This window comes from Aeromonas sp. 603757 (assembly GCF_049171255.1).
GTDB lineage: Bacteria > Pseudomonadota > Gammaproteobacteria > Enterobacterales > Aeromonadaceae > Aeromonas > Aeromonas veronii_A.
The window spans coordinates 76043-95920 of the sequence record NZ_JAAKOE010000017.1 but is presented as its reverse complement, the minus strand read 5'-3'; the positions used below and the strand labels follow the sequence as shown (position 1 = coordinate 95920).

Below are 19878 nucleotides of genomic sequence, written 5' to 3'. Positions count from 1 at the left end.
GTTGTTCTTTGGCTTAAACAGCGCGACATGGTAACACACTGAGCCAAATACCTTAAGCCACAAATCGGGTATCAGATCGGGCTGGTGTGACAAAGTCCGTCCGTTATAATGCCCGCCAGGACAATAGATTGCGCCCATGACTCAGAAGCGGGCGCCCTGCCACAGGATCTTCGAAAAATGAACAGTGATGCCAATGTCGATCTGACAGAAATCGCCAAGTTTGAAGCCATCGCCTCCCGCTGGTGGGACATGGAAGGTGAATTCAAACCCCTGCATCAAATCAATCCGGTACGCCTTGACTGGATCACCGACAAAAGTGGCGGTCTGTTTGGCAAGCGCATTCTCGATATCGGATGTGGCGGTGGCATTCTCTCCGAGAGCATGGCCCGCCGTGGTGCCAAGGTCACCGGCATCGACATGGGCAAGGAGCCCCTCGGCGTCGCCCGCTTGCACGCCCTGGAGCAGGGTGTCGAGCTCGAGTACCGCCAGATCACTGCCGAAGCCCATGCCGCCGAAGTGCCGGGCCAGTATGACGTGGTCACCTGCATGGAGATGCTGGAGCATGTGCCGGACCCCGCCTCCGTGCTGCGCGCCATCGCTACCCTGGTGCGCCCGGGCGGCCGGGTGTTTGTCTCCACCATCAACCGCAACCCCAAATCCTATCTGATGATGATCATCGGGGCCGAATACCTGATGAAGATGGTGCCCAAGGGTACCCACGATCACAAAAAATTCATCACCCCGGCCGAACTGTGTCGCATGGGGGAAGCGGCTGGCCTGCTGGTGCGGGACATGAGCGGCGTCCACTACGCCCCCCTCACCAACCAGTTCAAGCTCGGCAAAAATGTCGACGTCAACTATATGGTGGAGTTTGTCCGCCCGGAGCACGGTTGATGAGCGCCTCTCGCCCTCTTCCCCTGCGCGGTGTACTGTTCGATCTGGATGGCACCCTGCTCGACACAGCCCCGGATCTGGGGGCCGCCGTCAACCACGTGCTGATAAACGAAGGCTTTGCGCCGCTCTCTGACGATATTATTCGTCAGACCACCTCCCACGGAGCGCTCGGGCTGCTGAAAGCAGGCCTCGGCGACGAACTGCTTGAAGAGCTGGGGACCACGCGCCTGCGCAATGCCCTGCTCGACTACTACGCGGCCAATCTCTGCGTCGGTACCCGTCCCTATGAGGGAATGGTGGATCTTATCGAGTGGCTCGACGAGAAACAGCTACCTTGGGGTATCGTCACCAACAAGCCGGGCTTTCTCACCGAGCCACTGCTGGCAGCCCTGCCAGAGCTTGCCAGCTGCGGCGTCACTGTCAGCGCCGATACCCTGCCGGTACGCAAGCCCGACCCCGCCCCCATGTTCTTTGCCTGCGAGAAGCTGGGGGTCGAGGCGGCTCACTGCCTCTATGTGGGGGATCATGTGCGGGATATCGAAGCAGGCCGCAATGCTGGCATGCGCACCGCGGTCGCTGGTTGGGGGTATCTCAATGATGAGGAAGATCCCGCCCAGTGGGGCGCCGATCTGCACTTTGATACCGTGCAGGCCCTGCACCACTGGCTGCGCTATGAGTTGACGGCCAATGCGTAACGCGCAGCCTTACCGGCTGATATGCGATAACGGGGCGAAGAGACTCTCCGCCCCTTGCATCTCTTCCTTTACGCTTCCGCGACCTGCGCCACCATCACTCGTCTATTCATGGATAATAAAGGCAGCTTTCTGCCTGTTAGATACCCATTTGACAAGCTCGCAGCCGTCACAAAGCGGCCACAAACCACCCTCATCTGATGCAAAGCCCTTGCCACGCTGAGCCCGCGGCTGCGACAACTGGACAGCTTTTGACCCTTGTTGCATAAGGGATAATCAGCCGCCGTTTGCTAGTAAAAAGCCCCCCGTTTCGCAAGCAAAAAAAGTTATTTAAATTTTCCATCTTCGATCGGGAGGCTTGCATTTGACGAAGCGGACGAATGAAAACCCGCTCACTGTGAGCAACCACTAACAGAGACAACAACACCCACAATTTATCCACAGCAAGCCAGTTATCCACACATTGCAATGCGTAGCCGACCTCACTATCTTGTAGCTCGAACTTAAAATAACACTACATCTTGTGATTCATCGCACAATCTCTACCCAATACCTGCACATCGCCGGGGCCAGGGTGGTGTCATTGTGCGATGGTTTTTCGGGAATCAACTAAAGGTCATCAGCCAATGAACTTGTTTGTGACGAAGCGTAACGGACACAAAGAACCCATCGATCTGGATAAAATTCACCGCGTGCTGGACTGGGCCGCCGAGGGTCTCGACAACGTGTCGGTCTCCCAGGTAGAGCTCAAGTCCCACATCCAGTTCTATGACGGTATCCGTACCGCCGACATTCACGAAACCATCATCAAGGCGACGGCTGACCTCATCTCCGAGCAGACCCCGGACTACCAGTACATGGCAGCCCGTCTGGCCATCTTCCACCTGCGCAAGAAGGCCTACGGCCAGTTCGAACCGCCCCACCTCTACCAGCACGTGGCTCGTCTGGTCGACATGGGCAAGTACGACAAACACCTGCTGGAAGACTACACCCAGGCCGAATTCGAAGAGCTGAACGCGCACATGGATCACTGGCGCGACATGAACTTCTCCTACGCGGCGGTCAAGCAGCTGGAAGGCAAGTATCTGGTACAAAACCGCGTCACCGGCGAGATCTACGAGAGCCCGCAGTTCCTCTACATTCTGGTAGCGGCCTGCCTCTTCTCCAAGTATCCGAAGGATACCCGTCTGGACTACATCAAGCGCTTCTATGATGCGGTCTCGACCTTCAAGATCTCGCTGCCGACCCCGATCATGAGCGGCGTGCGCACCCCGACCCGTCAGTTCAGCTCCTGCGTACTGATCGAGTGCGACGACAGCCTGGACTCCATCAACGCCACCGCCAGCTCCATCGTGCGTTACGTTTCCCAGCGCGCCGGTATCGGCATCAACGCCGGTCGCATCCGCGGTCTGGGCAGCCCCATCCGTGGTGGCGAAGCGTTCCACACCGGTTGCATACCCTTCTACAAATACTTCCAGACTGCCGTGAAGTGCTGCTCCCAGGGCGGCGTGCGCGGCGGTGCGGCCACCCTGTTCTACCCGCTGTGGCACACCGAAGTGGAAAGCCTGCTGGTGCTGAAGAACAACCGCGGCGTGGAAGAGAACCGTGTTCGTCACATGGACTACGGCGTGCAGATCAACAAGCTGATGTACCAGCGCCTCATCAAGGGCGGTGACATCACACTGTTCTCCCCGTCCGATGCGCCGGGTCTGTACGACGCCTTCTTCGCCGATCAGGACAAGTTCGAAGAGCTCTACGTCAAGTACGAGCAGGATCCGGCCATTCGCAAGAAGACCCTGAAAGCGGTAGACCTCTTCTCCTTGATGATGCAAGAGCGTGCCGGTACCGGTCGCATCTACATCCAGAACGTGGATCACTGCAACACCCACAGCCCGTTCGACCCGAGCGTGGCGCCGGTACGCCAGTCCAACCTCTGCCTCGAGATTGCGCTGCCGACCAAGCCGCTCAACAACATCGACGACGAGAACGGCGAGATCGCTCTGTGCACCCTCTCTGCCTTCAACCTGGGTGCCATCGACAAACTGGAAGATCTGGAAGAGATGGCGGATCTGGCCGTGCGCGCCCTCGATGCCCTGCTCGACTATCAGGACTACCCGATTGCCGCCGCCAAGCGTGGCAGCATGGGTCGCCGTACTCTGGGTATCGGCGTCATCAACTACGCCTACTACCTGGCCAAGAACGGTGCCCGCTACTCTGATGGCTCCGGTCTGGCGCTGACTCACCGCACCTTCGAGGCGATCCAGTACTACCTGCTGAAAGCCTCCGTGCAGCTGGCCCGCGAATTCGGCCCCTGCCCGCTGTTTGGCGAGACCACCTATGCCCAGGGCATCCTGCCCATCGACACCTACAAGAAGGATCTGGATGCGCTGTGCAACGAGCCGCTGCATCTGGATTGGGAAAGCCTGCGCGAAGAGATCAAATCCGTGGGTCTGCGCAACTCCACCCTGACCGCCCTGATGCCGAGCGAGACCTCCAGCCAGATTTCCAACGCCACCAACGGTATCGAGCCGCCGCGCGGTTTGGTCTCGGTCAAGGCGTCCAAAGACGGCATTCTCAAACAGGTAGTGCCCGAGTATGATCGCCTGAAAGATCAATACGAACTGCTCTGGAAGCAACCGAGCGTTGACGGCTACCTGCAGCTGGTCGGTATCATGCAGAAGTTTGTGGATCAGGCGATCTCCGCCAACACCAACTACGATCCGGCCCGTTTCGAAGGCAACAAGGTGCCGATGAAGCAGCTGCTGAAGGACTTGCTGACCGCCTACAAATACGGCCTCAAGACCCTCTACTATCACAACACCCGTGATGGTGCAGACGACACCCAGACCGACCTGCAAGATGACGGTTGTGCTGGCGGGGCTTGCAAAATCTAAGTCACGGCAAGATCTGATAACCGGGCGGGAGCGACAAGCTCCCGCTCTCCTGTTTTCTCCATACAGACATTCTGGTAACCATGGCCTATTCAACTTTCTGCCAAACCCAAAACGACCAGCTCAAAGAGCCGATGTTTTTTGGCCAATCGGTCAACGTAGCCCGTTATGACCAGCAAAAACACGAAGTGTTCGAGCGGCTGATCGAAAAGCAACTCTCCTTCTTCTGGCGCCCGGAAGAGGTGGATGTCTCCCGTGATCGCATCGACTATCAGGCCCTGCCCCCCCACGAGCAGCACATCTTCATCTCCAACCTGAAGTACCAGACCCTGCTGGACTCCATTCAGGGGCGCAGCCCCAACGTGGCACTGCTGCCGCTAGTCTCCATTCCGGAGCTGGAAACCTGGATTGAGACCTGGGCGTTCTCGGAGACCATCCACTCTCGCTCCTACACCCATATCATCCGCAATATCGTCAACACCCCCGCCCAGGTGTTCGACGACATCGTGACCAACGAGCAGATCCTGAAGCGCGCCGGCTCCATCAGCCACTTCTACGACGACCTGATCGAAGCGACCGCCCTCTACAACCTGCACGGTGAAGGTACCCACACCGTCGCGGGCCGCGAAGTGACCATCACATTGCGCGAGCTCAAGAAGAAGCTCTATCTCTGCCTGATGAGCGTCAACGCGCTGGAAGCGATCCGCTTCTACGTCAGCTTCGCCTGCTCCTTTGCCTTCGCCGAGCGCGAACTGATGGAAGGCAACGCCAAGATCATCAAGATGATCGCCCGCGATGAAGCGCTGCACCTGACCGGCACCCAGCACATGCTGAATCTGATGCGCAGCGGTCAGGACGACCCGGAGATGGCCGAGATCGCGCTGGAGTGCGAGCAAGCCTGTTTCGACCTGTTCAAAGAGGCCGCCATTCAAGAGAAAGAGTGGGCCGAGTATCTGTTCCAGGGCGGCTCCATGATCGGCCTGAACAAAGACATCCTCTGCCAGTATGTCGAGTACATCACAAACCTGCGGATGGCCGCGGTCGGCCTGCAGCCAGCCTTTGCCGGCACCAAGCAAAACCCGATCCCCTGGATCAACACCTGGCTGTCGTCCGATAACGTGCAGGTCGCCCCGCAAGAGGTGGAGGTCAGCTCCTATCTGGTGGGTCAGATCGACAGCGAAGTAAATGCCGATGACCTGGGTGATTTCGAGCTGTGAGTGACGCCACCAACACGCTGACCCCTGCCCCGCACGCTGCTGCCGAACAGCAGGCGGTCGTGGCACCACGGGTACATACCCGGGATGGTGCCGTGCTGCACGCCCATCCCGGCGAAAGTGTGTTGGAGACCCTGGAGCGCCATGGTCATCATGTGGAGTTCCAGTGTCGCAGCGGCTATTGCGGCGCCTGCCGCACTCCGCTGATGGCTGGCAAGGTGCACTACCCCAATGTGCCGCTGGCATTTGTCGCCCAGGGGGAGTGCCTCCCCTGCTGCTGCACACCGGTCGGCGCCATCCGGCTGGATATCCAGAAGAGCTGACGCAGCCACAGACTGGCAACTCGCACAAAATAGAAAGCCGCCGGAGCAATCCGGCGGCTTTTTTGTCTCTTCATCTTTGCTCGAGCGCCCGATGACAGACGCCCAAACCCTCAGAGTATTACAACCAGGGGGCAGCAGTCGGCCCGTGGTGCAGGCCCAGCTTCCAGACCCGGCCAAAGTGCTTGTAGTGACCGGCCGCGACACCTGCCTTCTCACCCATGCCGTGGTAGAGATCGAGGTGACCCTTCTTCACCGCCCCGCCCACATCCAGCGCAATCAACAAGCGCAGCTGGTGCTTGCCGGTCCAGTTGCCCTCTTTATCGAGCAAGGGAACTTCGGCCAGGATCGGGGTACCCATCGGCAGCAGGGTCTTGTCGGCAGCGACGGCCGCCAGCGGCAGCAGCGGGATACCGGCGGCACCGATCACATCATTAGTCGGGCGACGCTCGAAGAAGACATAGGAGGGGTTCTGCTCTACCAGCTCCTTGACCCTGTGCTCAGGTTGCTGGTTGGCCCACTCCTTGATGGCCTTCATCGACATCTGCTCCTTGGGCACTTCACCGCGGTCAATCAGCACCCGGCCAATGCTCACATAGCCGTGGCCGTTCTTGCCGCTGTAACCCAGATATTGCAGCCTATCGTCGTCACCGTAGTGAACAAAGCCCGATCCCTGCACGTCCATCAGGAAGTTGTCGATAAGGGATTTGCTGTAACCCAGCTCCAACCCGCGGTTGGCAAGGGCGCCCTGGTGGATCTGTGCCCGGGTCGGACAACGGCTGCCGCAGTTGGGCATGGCATAGATGGGGTACTTATACTCGGCATCCGGGCGGTGACGCACCTCCAGCACCGGCGAGTAGTAGCCGGTAAAGAGCACGTTACCCATGCGATCGGCGCCGCCCAGCTGAGCCAGGCTGATACCGTAACGGGTGATGTCGGCAGGATTGCCGCCGCCCGCCACCCAGCGGGAGAGCTGGTGATAGAGCTCGCCATAACGGCTCGCCATCCGCCCTGAACGCTGCATGACAATGCGACTCTGGGGGCCAAACTTGCTGTAATCGGCACTGGCACGACTGTTGACCCGCTCGACCCGCACCAGATCCCCCGGCAAGGTACCGTCCAGATACTGCTTGCCCAGATTTTCCGGCACCTCGCAGTTGAGAAAACATCTGTCATCAGTCTGTTTTTTTGGCACCTCTGCTTTGTCAGAGTTACCCGCACACCCGGCCAACCCCAGCACTATCGCGGTCAGCCAGAATCCGTGTTTGTTCATATGTCCTCATTTAACACCAAGAGTCCTGCTCGGCGGCAAGATGCCAAATTTGCAGGGGGAAAGCAAACGACATCAATCACTTGAAGAGAGATTTCTCCAAAGGGAGGATGCTGGGTTATAACAAGGTGACAGGATATGCGAGGTAATGGATGGAACAGCTCGAAATATTCCCGTTGCAGAGCCCCTGTATCGGGGTCTGCGAGGTGAACAACAAGGGCTATTGCAAAGGATGCCTGCGCAATCGCGAGGAGCGTTTCAACTGGCAGAAAATGAGCCCGGCCCAGCAACAGGATGTAATGCGTCTGTGTCGCGCCCGCAAGGCGCGGGTTGAGGCTGCGCGGCGCAAAGCGCTGGAAGGAGCGCAACCCCAGTTGCCAGAACAACAAGGCTGGGAGTTTTAACCACTCCCTATCTTCCCCTCACAGGTTACCTATCCTCCCGACAAAACAAAAAGCGGCCCACAGGCCGCTCTTGGTTATGACGTCTTGCCGGGTGGCGAGGCTTATGCCGTGGCCAGCTTGGCCTGCTCTTCGCCGCGTTTGAGCATGGCGTAGGAGACACCGGTCAGCAGCGAGCCTGCGGCAATCGCCACGATATACATCATGACGTTGCTGATAGCGTGCGGGATGAACAGCACGAACAGACCGCCATGGGGCGCCATCAGTTCGCAGCCGAACAGCATGGAGAGCGCACCGGTCAGGGCGCCACCCACCATACAGGCCGGGATGACCCGCATCGGATCCTTGGCGGCAAACGGAATGGCCCCCTCGGAGATAAAGCACAGACCCAGCACGAAGGAGGCTTTGCCCGCTTCCTGCTCCGCCTTGATGAACTTGGTGCGAGCCAGGAAAGTGGCGATCCCCATCCCCAGTGCCGGCACCATACCGGCGGCCATCACGGCAGCCATCGGGGCGTAGGTTTTGGAGGCCAGCAGGCCAACCCCGAAGGCGTAGGCTGCCTTGTTGACCGGGCCACCCATGTCGAAGCACATCATGGCGCCGATGATGACACCCAGCAGCACGGCGTTGGCAGAACCCATGTTGTTGAGGAAGGTGGTCATGGCATTCATGATGCCGGCCACCGGGCCACCCACCACGTAGATCATCACCAGACCGGTAAAGAGGCTGGCAAACAGCGGAATGATCAGGATCGGCTTGAGCGCTTCCAGGGTCACCGGCAGGCGCACCTTGTCGCTCAGGTATTTGGCGCTGTAACCGGCCAGGAAACCGGCCACGATGCCGCCGAGGAAACCGGCGCCCAGCGAGCTTGCCAGCATGCCGCCGATCATGCCGGGGGCGAGACCCGGGCGGTCAGCGATGGAGTAGGCAATGTAACCGGCCAGCACCGGGATCATCAGGGCAAAGGCTGAGCCACCACCGATCTTCATCAGCGCGGCGGCAAGAGTGCCTTCCACCTTGAACGCTTCGATACCGAATACGAACGAGAGCGCAATGATAAGGCCACCCGCCACCACCATGGGCAGCATGAAGGAGACGCCGGTCAACAGGTGCTTGTAGGGGCCTGCTTTTTCCTCTTTCTTGGGCTGGCTGGCGCCGCTGTGGCGATAGGTTTTAGCCTCACTCCACGCCTTGTCGAGCTCGGCGCGGGTTTTCTTGAGCGCCGCACCGGTACTGGTGCGATAGACCGGCTTACCGTCAAAGCGCGCCATGTCCACCTCGATATCGGTGGCGAGGAACACCAGATCGGCAGCGGCAATCTCCTCGGCAGTCAGGGCATTCTGGGCACCGACCGAGCCTTGAGTCTCGACGCGGATCTGGTAACCCAGCTGTTTGGCCATGGTCTCCAACGCTTCTGCCGACATAAAGGTGTGGGCAACGCCAGTCGGGCACGCTGTCACTGCCACGATGCGCTTGCCAGCGGCGGCCGGTTTGGCGGCAGCATTGGCAACGATGGAGGCGGCTTGATGACGATAAACACTGGCGCCGCTGGTTGCGGCTTCCAGCAAGGCAGCCGGATCCTGCAGGGCGAGATCCATGCTGCCCTGATAGACCCGCTTGCCGTCATAGGCGGCGAGATCCACCGGAGCACTGGCGACAACCAGCACCAGATCGGCGGCGGCAATCTGCTCTTTTGAGGGGATCTGGCGCGGTTGCACGCTGGAGCCGACGTCGAGGGTGAGTTCCCAGCCAGCCAGTTTGGCCTGCTGTTCTATCCGTTTTGCAGCGAGAAAGCTGGTGGCAATGCCCGCCGGGCAAGCCGTAACCAAGATTGCTTTCATTGGGCATCTCCTGAGTTTTCCATTGAGAGGGTATTGCACTGAACCGGTGCCAGCGCATCCAGACGCTCTACGCGCACCTGTTCAAGTAAAGGGTTGAGCACATTGATATCGTTAAAGCCGACCGCTACCTGACTGACCGCCAAGGCCGAGACGGCGGTGGCCAGCCGCAGGGTCTGCTCCGGTGCCCAGCCAAGGCTCAGACCATGGGCAAGACCGGCCACTAGGGAATCGCCAGCACCGACCGTGCTGACCACCTGCATCCGCGGCGGAATGGCTTGCCAAACGGCATCTGTGGCAAACCAGATCAGGCCATCGGCGCCGTTGGAGATCACCACGTTGGGGATGCCGCTTGCCTGCAGCGCGCGGGCACACTCGGCCTGCTCGCTCAGCGTCTTGATGGGGCGGCCCGCCCACTGGCTCAGCTCCTCCAGATTGGGTTTGACCAGGGTCGGCGCCGCCTTGATCCCTTCGCTTAAGGCCGCGCCGCTGCAATCGAAGATCACCTGCTTGCCCTTGGCCTTGAGCAAGCGGATCAGATGGGCGCAGTAATCGGGGGCCACCCCTTTGGGCAGGCTGCCCGCCAGCACGAACCACTCGGCGTGAGGTGCCAACTCGTCGATGGCCTGCTCCAGCGCGCTCACCTCCCCTTGCTGGATGGTGAGCCCCGGCAGGTTGAGATCGGTGACCCGACCAGACTGCTCGGAGATCTTGACGTTGATGCGAGTGCTGCCAGCGACACGGACAAAGTGATCATCCAGCGCCCGCTCAGCAAACAGGGAGACAAAGCTCTGCGCATTGTCTGCGCCAAGCCAGCCGGTGACGCCTACGTCGCGGCCCAAGTCCTTGAGCACCATGGCGACGTTGATCCCCTTGCCTGCGGCACGCAGGTTGGCCTCGCTTACCAGATTGACCTCGCCAAGGCTCATCGCCTCGAGGCGGGTGGTGAGATCGAGGGCGGGGTTGAGGGTAATGGTGACAATCTTCATCAGTGTGCCCCCTCGCCGAGACCAGCGGCGATCGCCTCACCGATCCCCTTGAGAGCCGCTTCGGCATCTGCCCCTTCGGCGCGAAACGCCAGACGGTGCCCGCACTTGACCCCAAGGCCGATCACCTTCATCAGGCTCTTGGCGGAAACCGCTTCGCCGCTGCCATCCAGATTGGCAACCCGGATGTCGGATTCAAACTCTTTGGCCACCTTGACCAGCATGGCGCCGGGACGAGCGTGCAAGCCGTGGGGATTGATGATGGTGAAGGTTTCGGAAAGACCGCTCGCGGGGCCTGCTTGCAGCATGGCCAGTCCCTCGCCGCTCGCCAGCGTAGCGAGTTGGCCGGCAGCCGCCAGTTTGGCCAGATTCTCCAGTTGCGGCAGATGGCTGCTATCTGCGGCGCACAGCAGCAGCATGGCGCTGACCGGCAGCTCCCCTGCGCGAAGTTCGCTGCTGGGCGTTGCCAGCACCCAGCCAGTCTGGGCCGCTTGCGCCCGAGCCAGCCAGATGCCCTCACCCAGATAAGCAGGGTCGCTTGCCAGCAGGGCGCTCACCATGGCGGCATCGCCCCAGCCCGCCGATTTGGCGCGGGCGGCTGCTCCCAGCAGCAGCTGGTCGCGATCATCGGCCGGGAAGTCAGCCAGAGTCAGGTATTGCACCTCTTTGGCGGCAGTGGCGCCAGTCAGGATGTTGATGATGGTGTCGGCATCGGTGGCCTCTTTGAGCTGGGCTGCCGCCTGCTCGTCACCCAGCACATGGGTGAGCTGGCGCAAGATGCCCAGATGCTCGTCTGACTTGGCGGCGATACCGATGGCGACGTAGGCGATCTGCCCCTCGTCCCACTCGATACCATTGGGGAACTGGGCCACCATGACGCCTGTGTTCTTCACCAGATGACGGGTGTCGGTGGTGCCGTGGGGAATGGCGATGCCGCTGCCAAGATAGGTGGCATGCTGCGCTTCACGGGCCAGCATCCCATCCACATAGCCCGCGTCCACCAGACCGGCTTCAGTCAGTTTGCCTGCCAGCAGGGCAATGGCGTCCGACTTGGTCGCCACCGACTGTCCCAGCAAGATCTGCTCTCGCGCCAACTTCAACATAGAGACTCTCCATCAGGTTCCGGCCGCGCCGGTACGTCACAATTGAACATTCGGGTAACTCGCCAGCTGACAATAGACCCGAACACGGTTGACTGTGATCGGAGCCTGATTTTCAGGCCACTGGGTCTCTTCGTTGCTGACAGGCTGAATCGTTTCACTTACACTCAGACTGAATCGTTTCAGCGAATTGATCAAGTACCCACAAAGAGTGCTTTTCAATGATATGATCCCGCGCACACTTTTCGGTGCCCTCACCCGGCAGTGACCGTGGGCCTTGCAACTCAAACAGAGCCAATATGATGAAACTGGATGAAATCGCCGCCCTCGCCGGTGTCTCGCGCACCACGGCAAGCTATGTGATCAATGGCAAGGCCGACCAATACCGCATCAGTCAGGCCACCCGCGACAAGGTGATGGCCGTTGTCACCGCCCATAACTACCAGCCGGACAGCCGCGCCGCCTCCCTGCGTGGCGGCCAGACCAGGACTCTGGGCTTTATCCTGCCAGACCTTGAGAACGCCAGTTACGCCAAACTGGCCAAACGGCTGGAACAGGGGGCCCGGGCGCAGGGCTATCAGCTGCTCATCGTCTGCTCGGAAGATGAGCCCGCCACCGAAAAAGAGCTGGCACAGATGCTGGTGAGCCGCCATGTGGACGCCCTGCTGGTGGCCAGTTGCCTGCCGCCGGACGACCCCTTCTACGGCAAATTGCAGGCGCAGGGCAGCCAGATCCTCGCCATCGACCGGGCGATGGCCGCCGACAAGTTCGTCACCGTCGCCAGTGAAAACGAGAAAGCAAGCTTTGATCTCACCAGCTCCCTGCTCACCCCGACCTTGTGCCATATCGCCTTGATCACCGCGCTGCCAGCACTCACGATCAGTCAGGAGCGCAAAGCCGGTTTCGAGCAGGCGGTCGCCAGTCACAGCGCGGCTCGCCACCTGTGCGAGGGGGATCACTTCTCCCGTCTTGAGGGGTATCGCCTGATCAAAGATCTGCACCAGCAGCTGGGTCAGCTGCCCGAAGCGCTGATCACCACCTCCTATATCCTGATGGAGGGGGTACTCGACTACCTGTTGGAGCAAGAGATCGATATGAGCCAGCTCGCCATGGCCACCTTCGGGGACGATCGCCTGCTTGACTTCCTCCCCTTTGGCATCAACTCCCTGCCCCAGCAGCACGACGCGCTGGCGAGCCAAGCGCTGGAGCTGGCGCTCAAGGCGGTGAACGGCGACTACCAGAGCGGGCTGCACTATGTGAGCCGCACCCTCAAGCGCCGTCGCTAACCTGACCGCAGCAGACCCGATTTGCTGTCAATGGGTGGGTAAAGCGAACAGATGACAATAAGGCTGCCAGCATCGGCAGCCTTATTGTTTTCCCCAACACCCCTACCCGCCCGCTTTGCTTTCTCTACCGTCTGGCCGACTAAACAACCGGCCTCCTCGCTCCCTTATCCGTACTGTTGCCACTTGGCTGATCTGTATCAATGAGCCCCTGCCAGTCATTTTCTCGGTGCTTTTTTCTGCAATTAGCCATCACTGTCATCATTTATTTCCACTTATTGCTACGAGCCAGCACAAGATCCGTATAAAGGGGGTTGTTTCCGCTATTTTGATCCGCTAACGTGGCAACCATCTTTTACAACTGACAGGTTTTAGGTACAGATGTTCCCGTTCCGATATTGCTAGCCTCCGGCCCTATCACCGGAGGCACCTTCTGATAACGCCAATTGGCCCCCTCTTGTTGACGTCACTGCTGACATCGCCTGTTTGCACTGACACCGCTACGTTCGGATGGATAACATGAATACCAAAACCCTGGGTTGTACCCTGTTGATTGCCGGCACCACCATAGGTGCCGGCATGCTGGCCCTGCCGCTGGCCTCCTCCTCCCTCGGCGGCCCCGCCACCCTGATGTTGATGGTCGGCCTCTGGGCCCTGATGGCCTTCACCGCCATGCTGCAAGTGGAGGCAAGCCTCAACACCGGCAAGTGGTACCTGCACCAGCTGGCGGATCATCTGCTCGGCCCCTGGGGCAAGCGCATCGCCTCCTTCTGTATCCTGATGTTGTTCTACTCGCTGGCCTCCGCCTACATCAGCGGCGGCAGCAGCCTGCTGGCACAGGCGCTGGCCGATGCGGGCATGACCCTCAGCCAGGAGCAGGCCGCCTGGGCCTTTACTCTGCTGTTTGGCGGCATGGTCTGTGTCGGCACCCGCTCGGTGGATTACCTCAACCGGCTGATGTTCACCGTCAAACTGGTGATCATGGTGGTGGTGCTGGCGTTGCTGCTGCCCCGCACCGAAGGGCAGCATCTGCTCTCGATGCCGCTGGGTCAGGGCCTGTTGCTGGCGGGCCTGCCGGTCATCTTCACCTCGTTTGGCTTTCACGGCTCCATTCCGAGCGTGATGCTCTACCTCGGTGACTGCCCAAAACAGCTGCGTCGGGTCTTTGTCTGGGGCTCAGCCCTGCCACTGATCCTCTACGTGCTGTGGCAGGTAGCGATCCTTGGTTTGCTCGGCCAACAAGCCCTGCTGCAAACCGGTGGTGCGCTGGACAGCCTGCTGGCAAACGTCGGCAAACTGGTGAGCTGGCCTGTGTTTAATCAGGCGATGCACTTGTTTGCCGACCTGGCGCTCGCCACCTCCTTCCTCGGGGTAACGCTGGGACTGTTTGACTTTATGGCCAAGGTGACCCGCCGCAAGGACAACTGGCAGGGCCGCACCCAGACTGGCCTTATCACCTTTGTGCCGCCATTGCTGTTTGCCCTCTACTTCCCGCAGGGCTTTATCATGGCCCTCGGCTACGCTGCCATTGCGCTGGCGATCCTCGCGGTACTGCTGCCGGTGGCGCTGGTATGGCAGAGCCGCAAGCAGGCGCCTGCCCATCACTACCGCGCCCCGGGTGGCGTAGTGGCGCTGGGAGTGGCCGCCGCCATGGGCGTGCTGATTGTTGGCGTCCAGATCAGCGTCAGCATGGGGCTGCTGCCCGCGCTGTAATCCCCGATACTGAAAGCAAAGCCCCGCCAATTAACTTGGCGGGGCTTTGTGCTATCAACGCTGCCATGATTCTGCCCATTCCCTCCTCGCACAAGAGGGATAAAGGACGTTTCAGCTACGCTTTTTCCATATGCAATGGAGTGGGGAGCAAGGTATGAAGTGGGCTGGCTGGTGGCTGCTGTTTTGCCTGAACTCGATTGCCCAGGGCGCGCCCCTGACGCTGGCGGCGCCCGTGGAATATATCCCCCTGCTGCGCCCCTTCTATGAGGAGTGGTTTGGCAAGGCCAGGGTCGATTTTACCTTTATCCCCTGTACCAGCGCCCGCTGCAAAAAGCTGCTTGATTCCGATAGCACCATCGCTGGCGATATCGCCCGGATCAAGGGCTTTGAGCAGACCCATCCGCATATGATCCCGGTCGGCACGGCGATTGGCGAAGTGACCATCTATGCCCAGAGCAAGCAGGACGCCAGCTGGCCACCCGCCAGTCAGGAGCGGGTTGGCTGCCTGCGCGGCATTCAGTGGTGCAGCCGCTATCTCGACAGTCGACGCATCGTCTGGTTCAACGATGAGAAGCAGGGTCTCGCCCTGCTCCAGCGCGGCAGAACCGACTGGGTGATCCGGCTACTGCCCACCAATCAATCCCCCCTTGCCGCACCATGGAAACGGGTCTCAGATATCGAGGTTTATCTCTACCTCAACAAGAGCCGCCAGGCCGATATCGCCGCCCTTGTCCAATCCCAGCAGCAGCTGATAGCGAGCGGCCGCTGGCAGCAGATGCAGGAGCGCTACTTCTCGGCCCTGCTGACCCCCATCCGCTGATCGGGGCACTACAGAACAAACCGCCAAGAACCGTGTTTTATACAATCTTTTTTGCCACCGAAGCCTGAACGGACAGTTCAAAACCCGTTCATGCCCGCTCGCTACACTGCCCCCTCGTTTATCGCTTTCAGGAGCCTGAAAACAATGATGTTGCATCTCACGAAGAGTTCCCTTGCCCTTGCTCTGCTGGCAGCCAGCGGCGCCCTCAGCGCGGCCGAAATCACCAACAACAATATCACCGAGGCCGACATCAAGGCGGCGCAGGATGCCTGGGGCGCGGCGCTCATCAAGATCAGCGATGACTATCGGGCCGGCGGCATTGAGCGCGCCAAAGCCACCGCCGAGGCGGTACTCGACAGCGCTTATGGCTACCAGCAGGGGCCGGTACTGTTCAAACCCACCCTCGCCGGTGGTGAGCAGACCTTTCGCACCACCCGCGAGGGGGCGCTGGCCTATTTTGTCGGCAACAACAGCGCCTATCCGGCAGATAGCGGCTTTGCCCTGAAAAACTGGCAGAGCTACCGCTATGACAATGCCGCCGTCTATATCAACGGCAACATGGCGCTGACCATGGGCAAGGTGCATCTGGTGGATCGCGACAACAAGGAGACCACGGTCGACAAGAGCTGGGGTTTCAAGAAGGGGAATGATGGCAAGGTGCGCATCGTGCTGCACCACTCCTCTCTCCCCTACGGCGCCTGACTGGCGAAGTGCAGCTGACAGAGCACGCCACCTAAAACCAGACAACAAGCCCTGCCAGACTGGCGGGGCTTTTTTATCCGGCAAGGGTGCTTTGGGCGCCATGGCCGAGCCCCCTTTACTGCTACCCTCAAGGGCAAGCCATTGAGCGCGCAACAGATCCATGCTTATCCATCACCTCGGGAGCCCTACGCCATGACCATACTGCCCATCTATGCAGCCCTGCTTGCCCTGCTCTTTGTCCTGCTCAGCGTACGCACCATTCGCACCCGTCACCGCCAGAAAGTGGCGCTCGGCCATGGCGATGATCCCGCCATGCTGCGGGCCATGCGGGTGCACGCCAACTTTGCCGAGTATGTCCCCCTCGCCCTGCTGCTCATCTATTTCGTCGAAACCGGCAGCCATGCCCCCTGGCTGGTTCATCTGCTAGGGAGTGCCCTGCTGCTTGGTCGCCTCTGTCACGCCTTCGGCATGAGCCGCACGCCGGAGAATTTCCGCTATCGAATAGTGGGAATGGGGCTGACTTTCACCGTCATTTTGCTGAGTGCTGCCTGTCTCCTGCTCACCGCCCTGCTCTCCTGACCAGAGCAGGTCAGCCAAACGCGGAGCTGCAGAAGCATGTCTAGTCCTGAAATAGGTTTACACATTTTCAACTAGCATTTATCTACTCAGAACCCCCTATGTACCGCATCGGGGGTTCTGTATTTCAACGCATGATGCGGCCGCTCCTCGTTGTAAATATCCACAGCTTCACGCACCATTTCCCGCGCTTGCGCCAGGTCCTGTGGGCTTTGCAACAACAACTCTCCCTTCAAAATCCCGTTCACCCGTTCCGCCAACGCATTCTGGTAACAGTCATAACCATCGGTCATCGAGCATCTCACCCCGTACCGTTCATGTAATGACTGATACAGGCCAGAACAATACTGTACTCCGCGGTCTGAGTAATGGATAAGCTCCCCGCCGCCACGCCGTTGCTTCAGCGCTTTCCTGAACGCCATCGCTACCGACTCGGCGTGCATCCCCTCGTGCACGTGATGGCCCACTATCTTGCGTGAGTAAGCATCCGTCACCAGGCTCAGGTACAGCGGCCCGCTCCTGGCTGGCAGATAGGTGATGTCGGCGACCCAGACATGCTCCGGTGCCACCGGCGTGACCTGCTCCGGCCCCGCCTTGAGCAAGTTGGGATGACGGTAGAAACGGTGAAAACTGTGGGTGGTCTTGTGATACGCCCGCCTGGGCTGCACCAGCAAGCGGTACTCGGCCAATATCCGAAACAGCCTGTCCCGCCCGACCTTGAGCCAGGCATCATCCTGACCCTGAAGCAGATAATGCAGCTTGCGGGTACCCACCTGTGGCTGGCGTAATCGTACCTGGCGCACGTAGCGCACCACGTGCAGCGCTTGTGCATGGCGCAAGTCTGCAACCCGATTGCGCTTGTAGTAAGCCTGCCGGCTTATCCCCAGAAACAGGCAAGCCCTGACAATGGTCAGCCTCTCTACTTGCCGCTGCGAGAGGACTTGCCGGGTCGCTTTTTTACGATGGAGACGCCGTATTCATTCTTCAGTACATCGACGACGGCCTCAAAGAACTGGGCCTTCTGACTCATCAGCGCCAGCTGTTGCTCGAGTTCCTTGATGCGCTGTTCGGGCGTCTGGTTGTCGGGGTCAGGCATGGTGATGCTCCTGCCGGCGCGCACAGAAGCCCCCTGGCTCCAATCTTGCCGACCATGTTTACGCAACCATACCAGAACGGTGGAGCGGCCCTGAATGCCATAACGCACCTGAGCCTGTTTGTAGGTGAGCTCGCCTTTTTCAATCTGCTCGACCAGTGCCAGTTTAAAAGTCAGCGAGTAATCGCGCTGTGTCCGTTTCACACCTTGTCCCATCGGGTTCTCCATTTATTGGGGGGAAATGTGTAAACCATATTCAGGACGGGACAGCAGAAATAGAAAAGCCCTGCCGATATGGCAGGGCTTTTCGTTTAACCGTTCAGAGCGGGAGAGTGGCTCTCCTTGCCCTTACTGGTTATGGCTGGCGCGACGGGGACGACGGGCCTGAGCCGGTTTGCCAGCGCCCTCAGCCGGACGCTGACCACCTTGCGGCTTGGGCTTGCCGCCGTTGCCAGTGCGATTGCCACCACCGTTAGCACCGGCGCCATTGCCGGAGCGACCGGCGCCTTGACGCTGGCCTTGACCTTGCTGACGCGGCGCACGGCGCAGCTCACTCGGATCGCGCGGCTCTTTGCGCAGCGGCGCGCCGATACCACGGGCGATGTTGTCGAGGGTCTCGCGGGAGGCTTCAAAACCAGCCACCTGCTCGCAGGGGATGTTCTGCTTGGTCAGACGCTCGATGGCTTTGATCAGTTTGCCTTCATCGGCCGCAACCAGGGAGATGGCGTGACCGGCCGCGCCGGCACGACCGGTACGACCGATACGGTGCACGTAATCTTCCGCCACGTTCGGCAGCTCGAAGTTCACTACCTGCGGCAGCTTGTCGATATCGAGGCCACGGGCCGCGATGTCGGTCGCCACCATCACGCGCACACTGCCATCCTTGAAACCGGCCAGCGCGCGGGTACGGGCGCCCTGGCTCTTGTTGCCGTGAATGGCGGCAGCACTGATGCCGTCTTTTTCAAGCTTCTCGGCAACCCGGTTGGCGATGTGCTTGGTACGGGTAAAGACCAGCACCTGCTGCCAGTTGTTGCTGGAGATCAGGTGGCTCAGCAGGGCAATCTTGTTGGCCTTGTCGCACGGGTGCACCAGCTGCTCGATACGCTCGGCGGTACTGTTGCGCGGGGCAACTTCAATGACAGCCGGGTTGTCCAGCAGGCCAGTGGCCAGCTCGCGAATTTCATCGGCGAAGGTGGCGGAGAAGAGCAGGTTCTGGCGCTTCTTCGGCAGCAGGGTCAGGATGCGGCGGATGTCGCGGATAAAGCCCATGTCGAGCATGCGATCCGCTTCGTCCAGTACCAGGATCTCCACTTCGTCAAACTTGACGGCATTCTGGTTGTAGAGATCGATCAGACGGCCAGGACAGGCCACCAGCACGTCCAGACCACGGCGAGTCGCCATCATCTGCGGGTTGATGCTCACGCCACCGAATACCACGTGGCTGCGCAGGGGCAGATGCTTGCCATAGTTGCGCACGCTCTCGCCCACCTGGGCGGCCAGCTCGCGCGTCGGGGTCAGTACCAGCGCACGGACGCGGTTCGGAGAGACCTTGCGCTTGCTCTCCATCAGACGTTGCAGCATCGGCAGGGTAAAGCCTGCGGTCTTGCCGGTCCCTGTTTGGGCCGCCGCCATCAGATCGCGGCCAGCCAGAACGGCGGGGATCGCTTGTTGCTGAATGGGAGACGGGGTGTCGTAGCCTTGTTCGGCAACGGCACGCAACAAGGGTTCGGCCAGACCGAGGGAAGTAAAACTCATAGTTACCTGCTAGGGATAGGGGCGCCGACAATCCGGGATGGGGCTCCTCTGCTGAGCCGATGCCATCTCGCCAGACTCGGGCCTGTTGAGAACACAACGATTTCCCCGGGGAGCAGAGCAAAGGGGAAAGAATAGGGGCGCAGTCTAACGGAGTTGTGCCGGATAAACGAGAAAAATGTGATGCTCCTCCCAGCACGCACAGAAAAGCCCTCTGCTCTCCACCGAATAATCCCGTTGACCAGTGAAGCACGCACCACACTATTAACTGACAACTTATTACCTGTCCCGCCATCGTGATGCGCGGGTCGCAGGCGCACGGGATAGCAGAGA

17 protein-coding genes are annotated in these 19878 nt (G+C 60.0%); 11 read left to right on the top strand and 6 right to left on the bottom strand.

Translation table 11 applies throughout. The features are described from left to right. Positions 1-177 precede the first annotated feature (177 nt). The 5 genes from ubiG to yfaE all read left to right on the top strand — a co-directional run bounded on the left by ubiG (position 178) and on the right by yfaE (position 6014). Positions 178-894, top strand: coding sequence for a bifunctional 2-polyprenyl-6-hydroxyphenol methylase/3-demethylubiquinol 3-O-methyltransferase UbiG (ubiG, locus tag G5332_RS15945; RefSeq protein WP_005352120.1), 717 nt, complete (start codon positions 178-180; stop codon positions 892-894). Continuing rightward, positions 894-1589, top strand: a complete 696-nt coding sequence (locus G5332_RS15940) for an HAD family hydrolase (RefSeq protein WP_421209061.1) — start codon at positions 894-896, stop codon at positions 1587-1589. Before ubiG ends, G5332_RS15940 begins: the two co-directional genes overlap by 1 nt. 623 nt (positions 1590-2212) lie before the next feature. Continuing rightward, entirely contained in the window at positions 2213-4480 is a 2268-nt protein-coding gene (gene nrdA, locus G5332_RS15935) for a class 1a ribonucleoside-diphosphate reductase subunit alpha (protein WP_005345365.1), read from the top strand. A gap of 80 nt (positions 4481-4560) precedes the next feature. Then, a complete protein-coding gene (nrdB, locus tag G5332_RS15930; RefSeq protein WP_216953550.1) occupies positions 4561-5694 on the top strand; it encodes a class Ia ribonucleoside-diphosphate reductase subunit beta in 1134 nt (377 codons plus the stop codon). Beyond that, positions 5691-6014 carry a class I ribonucleotide reductase maintenance protein YfaE gene (yfaE, locus tag G5332_RS15925; protein ID WP_421249835.1) on the top strand — a complete coding sequence of 108 codons (324 nt, stop codon included), beginning with the start codon at positions 5691-5693 and terminating at the stop codon, positions 6012-6014. The genes nrdB and yfaE overlap by 4 nt, the downstream gene beginning before the upstream one ends. Positions 6015-6132: 118 nt before the next feature. Here the strand turns inward: yfaE and mltA are convergent, their stop codons facing one another. After that, positions 6133-7284 carry a murein transglycosylase A gene (gene mltA, locus G5332_RS15920; protein WP_421173214.1) on the bottom strand — a complete coding sequence of 384 codons (1152 nt, stop codon included), beginning with the start codon at positions 7282-7284 and terminating at the stop codon, positions 6133-6135. A 149-nt stretch (positions 7285-7433) separates the two neighbouring features. Between mltA and G5332_RS15915 the strand changes: the two genes are divergently transcribed. Beyond that, positions 7434-7685 carry a DUF1289 domain-containing protein gene (locus G5332_RS15915; protein ID WP_216953548.1) on the top strand — a complete coding sequence of 84 codons (252 nt, stop codon included), beginning with the start codon at positions 7434-7436 and terminating at the stop codon, positions 7683-7685. A gap of 101 nt (positions 7686-7786) precedes the next feature. Here the strand turns inward: G5332_RS15915 and fruA are convergent, their stop codons facing one another. From fruA to fruB, 3 genes are read right to left on the bottom strand one after another with little or no spacing between them, the layout of a single operon-like run. Next, the gene (gene fruA, locus G5332_RS15910; protein ID WP_421259493.1) at positions 7787-9523 is read right to left on the bottom strand and encodes a PTS fructose transporter subunit IIBC; all 1737 of its coding nucleotides are present in this window, start codon (positions 9521-9523) and stop codon (positions 7787-7789) included. Continuing rightward, the gene (gene pfkB / locus G5332_RS15905; RefSeq protein ID WP_421259494.1) at positions 9520-10509 is read right to left on the bottom strand and encodes a 1-phosphofructokinase; all 990 of its coding nucleotides are present in this window, start codon (positions 10507-10509) and stop codon (positions 9520-9522) included. Before pfkB ends, fruA begins: the two co-directional genes overlap by 4 nt. Continuing rightward, entirely contained in the window at positions 10509-11609 is a 1101-nt protein-coding gene (gene fruB, locus G5332_RS15900; RefSeq protein WP_421259495.1) for a fused PTS fructose transporter subunit IIA/HPr protein, read from the bottom strand. The genes pfkB and fruB overlap by 1 nt, the downstream gene beginning before the upstream one ends. Positions 11610-11905: 296 nt before the next feature. Between fruB and cra the strand changes: the two genes are divergently transcribed. From cra to G5332_RS15875, 5 genes are all read left to right on the top strand, one after another. Further along, on the top strand, positions 11906-12892 hold the full coding sequence (gene cra / locus G5332_RS15895; RefSeq protein WP_421259496.1) for a catabolite repressor/activator: 987 nt from the start codon (positions 11906-11908) through the stop codon (positions 12890-12892). A 516-nt stretch (positions 12893-13408) separates the two neighbouring features. After that, positions 13409-14602, top strand: coding sequence for an aromatic amino acid transport family protein (locus tag G5332_RS15890; protein ID WP_421208497.1), 1194 nt, complete (start codon positions 13409-13411; stop codon positions 14600-14602). 154 nt (positions 14603-14756) lie between these two features. After that, positions 14757-15422 carry a hypothetical protein gene (locus G5332_RS15885; RefSeq protein ID WP_216953544.1) on the top strand — a complete coding sequence of 222 codons (666 nt, stop codon included), beginning with the start codon at positions 14757-14759 and terminating at the stop codon, positions 15420-15422. Between the two features lie 144 nt (positions 15423-15566). Then, entirely contained in the window at positions 15567-16124 is a 558-nt protein-coding gene (locus tag G5332_RS15880; protein ID WP_421208496.1) for a hypothetical protein, read from the top strand. Between the two features lie 192 nt (positions 16125-16316). After that, the gene (locus tag G5332_RS15875) at positions 16317-16703 is read left to right on the top strand and encodes an MAPEG family protein (protein ID WP_203976133.1); all 387 of its coding nucleotides are present in this window, start codon (positions 16317-16319) and stop codon (positions 16701-16703) included. 86 nt (positions 16704-16789) lie between these two features. Here the strand turns inward: G5332_RS15875 and G5332_RS15870 are convergent. Further along, positions 16790-18009 (bottom strand): IS3 family transposase gene (locus G5332_RS15870; protein WP_421311364.1). Its coding sequence is split into 2 segments (ribosomal slippage): positions 16790-17661 and positions 17661-18009, totalling 1221 coding nucleotides; the frame shifts between segments, so codons are not numbered across the junction. 132 nt (positions 18010-18141) lie between these two features. Continuing rightward, positions 18142-19548 (bottom strand): DEAD/DEAH box helicase, encoded by a 1407-nt coding sequence (locus G5332_RS15865; protein ID WP_421259498.1) that lies wholly within the window; start codon positions 19546-19548, stop codon positions 18142-18144. Between the last annotated feature and the right edge of the window lie 330 nt (positions 19549-19878).

What these genes read in the sequence shown, in the direction of transcription:
- ubiG (WP_005352120.1), top strand. Translation starts at nt 178, where the DNA reads ATGAACAGTGATGCCAATGTCGATCTGACAGAAATCGCCAAGTTTGAA.
- G5332_RS15940 (WP_421209061.1), top strand. Translation starts at nt 894, where the DNA reads ATGAGCGCCTCTCGCCCTCTTCCCCTGCGCGGTGTACTGTTCGATCTG.
- nrdA (WP_005345365.1), top strand. Translation starts at nt 2,213, where the DNA reads ATGAACTTGTTTGTGACGAAGCGTAACGGACACAAAGAACCCATCGAT.
- nrdB (WP_216953550.1), top strand. Translation starts at nt 4,561, where the DNA reads ATGGCCTATTCAACTTTCTGCCAAACCCAAAACGACCAGCTCAAAGAG.
- mltA (WP_421173214.1), bottom strand. Translation starts at nt 7,284, where the DNA reads ATGAACAAACACGGATTCTGGCTGACCGCGATAGTGCTGGGGTTGGCC.
- G5332_RS15915 (WP_216953548.1), top strand. Translation starts at nt 7,434, where the DNA reads ATGGAACAGCTCGAAATATTCCCGTTGCAGAGCCCCTGTATCGGGGTC.
- fruA (WP_421259493.1), bottom strand. Translation starts at nt 9,523, where the DNA reads ATGAAAGCAATCTTGGTTACGGCTTGCCCGGCGGGCATTGCCACCAGC.
- pfkB (WP_421259494.1), bottom strand. Translation starts at nt 10,509, where the DNA reads ATGAAGATTGTCACCATTACCCTCAACCCCGCCCTCGATCTCACCACC.
- fruB (WP_421259495.1), bottom strand. Translation starts at nt 11,609, where the DNA reads ATGTTGAAGTTGGCGCGAGAGCAGATCTTGCTGGGACAGTCGGTGGCG.
- cra (WP_421259496.1), top strand. Translation starts at nt 11,906, where the DNA reads ATGATGAAACTGGATGAAATCGCCGCCCTCGCCGGTGTCTCGCGCACC.
- G5332_RS15890 (WP_421208497.1), top strand. Translation starts at nt 13,409, where the DNA reads ATGAATACCAAAACCCTGGGTTGTACCCTGTTGATTGCCGGCACCACC.
- G5332_RS15885 (WP_216953544.1), top strand. Translation starts at nt 14,757, where the DNA reads ATGAAGTGGGCTGGCTGGTGGCTGCTGTTTTGCCTGAACTCGATTGCC.
- G5332_RS15880 (WP_421208496.1), top strand. Translation starts at nt 15,567, where the DNA reads ATGATGTTGCATCTCACGAAGAGTTCCCTTGCCCTTGCTCTGCTGGCA.
- G5332_RS15875 (WP_203976133.1), top strand. Translation starts at nt 16,317, where the DNA reads ATGACCATACTGCCCATCTATGCAGCCCTGCTTGCCCTGCTCTTTGTC.
- G5332_RS15865 (WP_421259498.1), bottom strand. Translation starts at nt 19,548, where the DNA reads ATGAGTTTTACTTCCCTCGGTCTGGCCGAACCCTTGTTGCGTGCCGTT.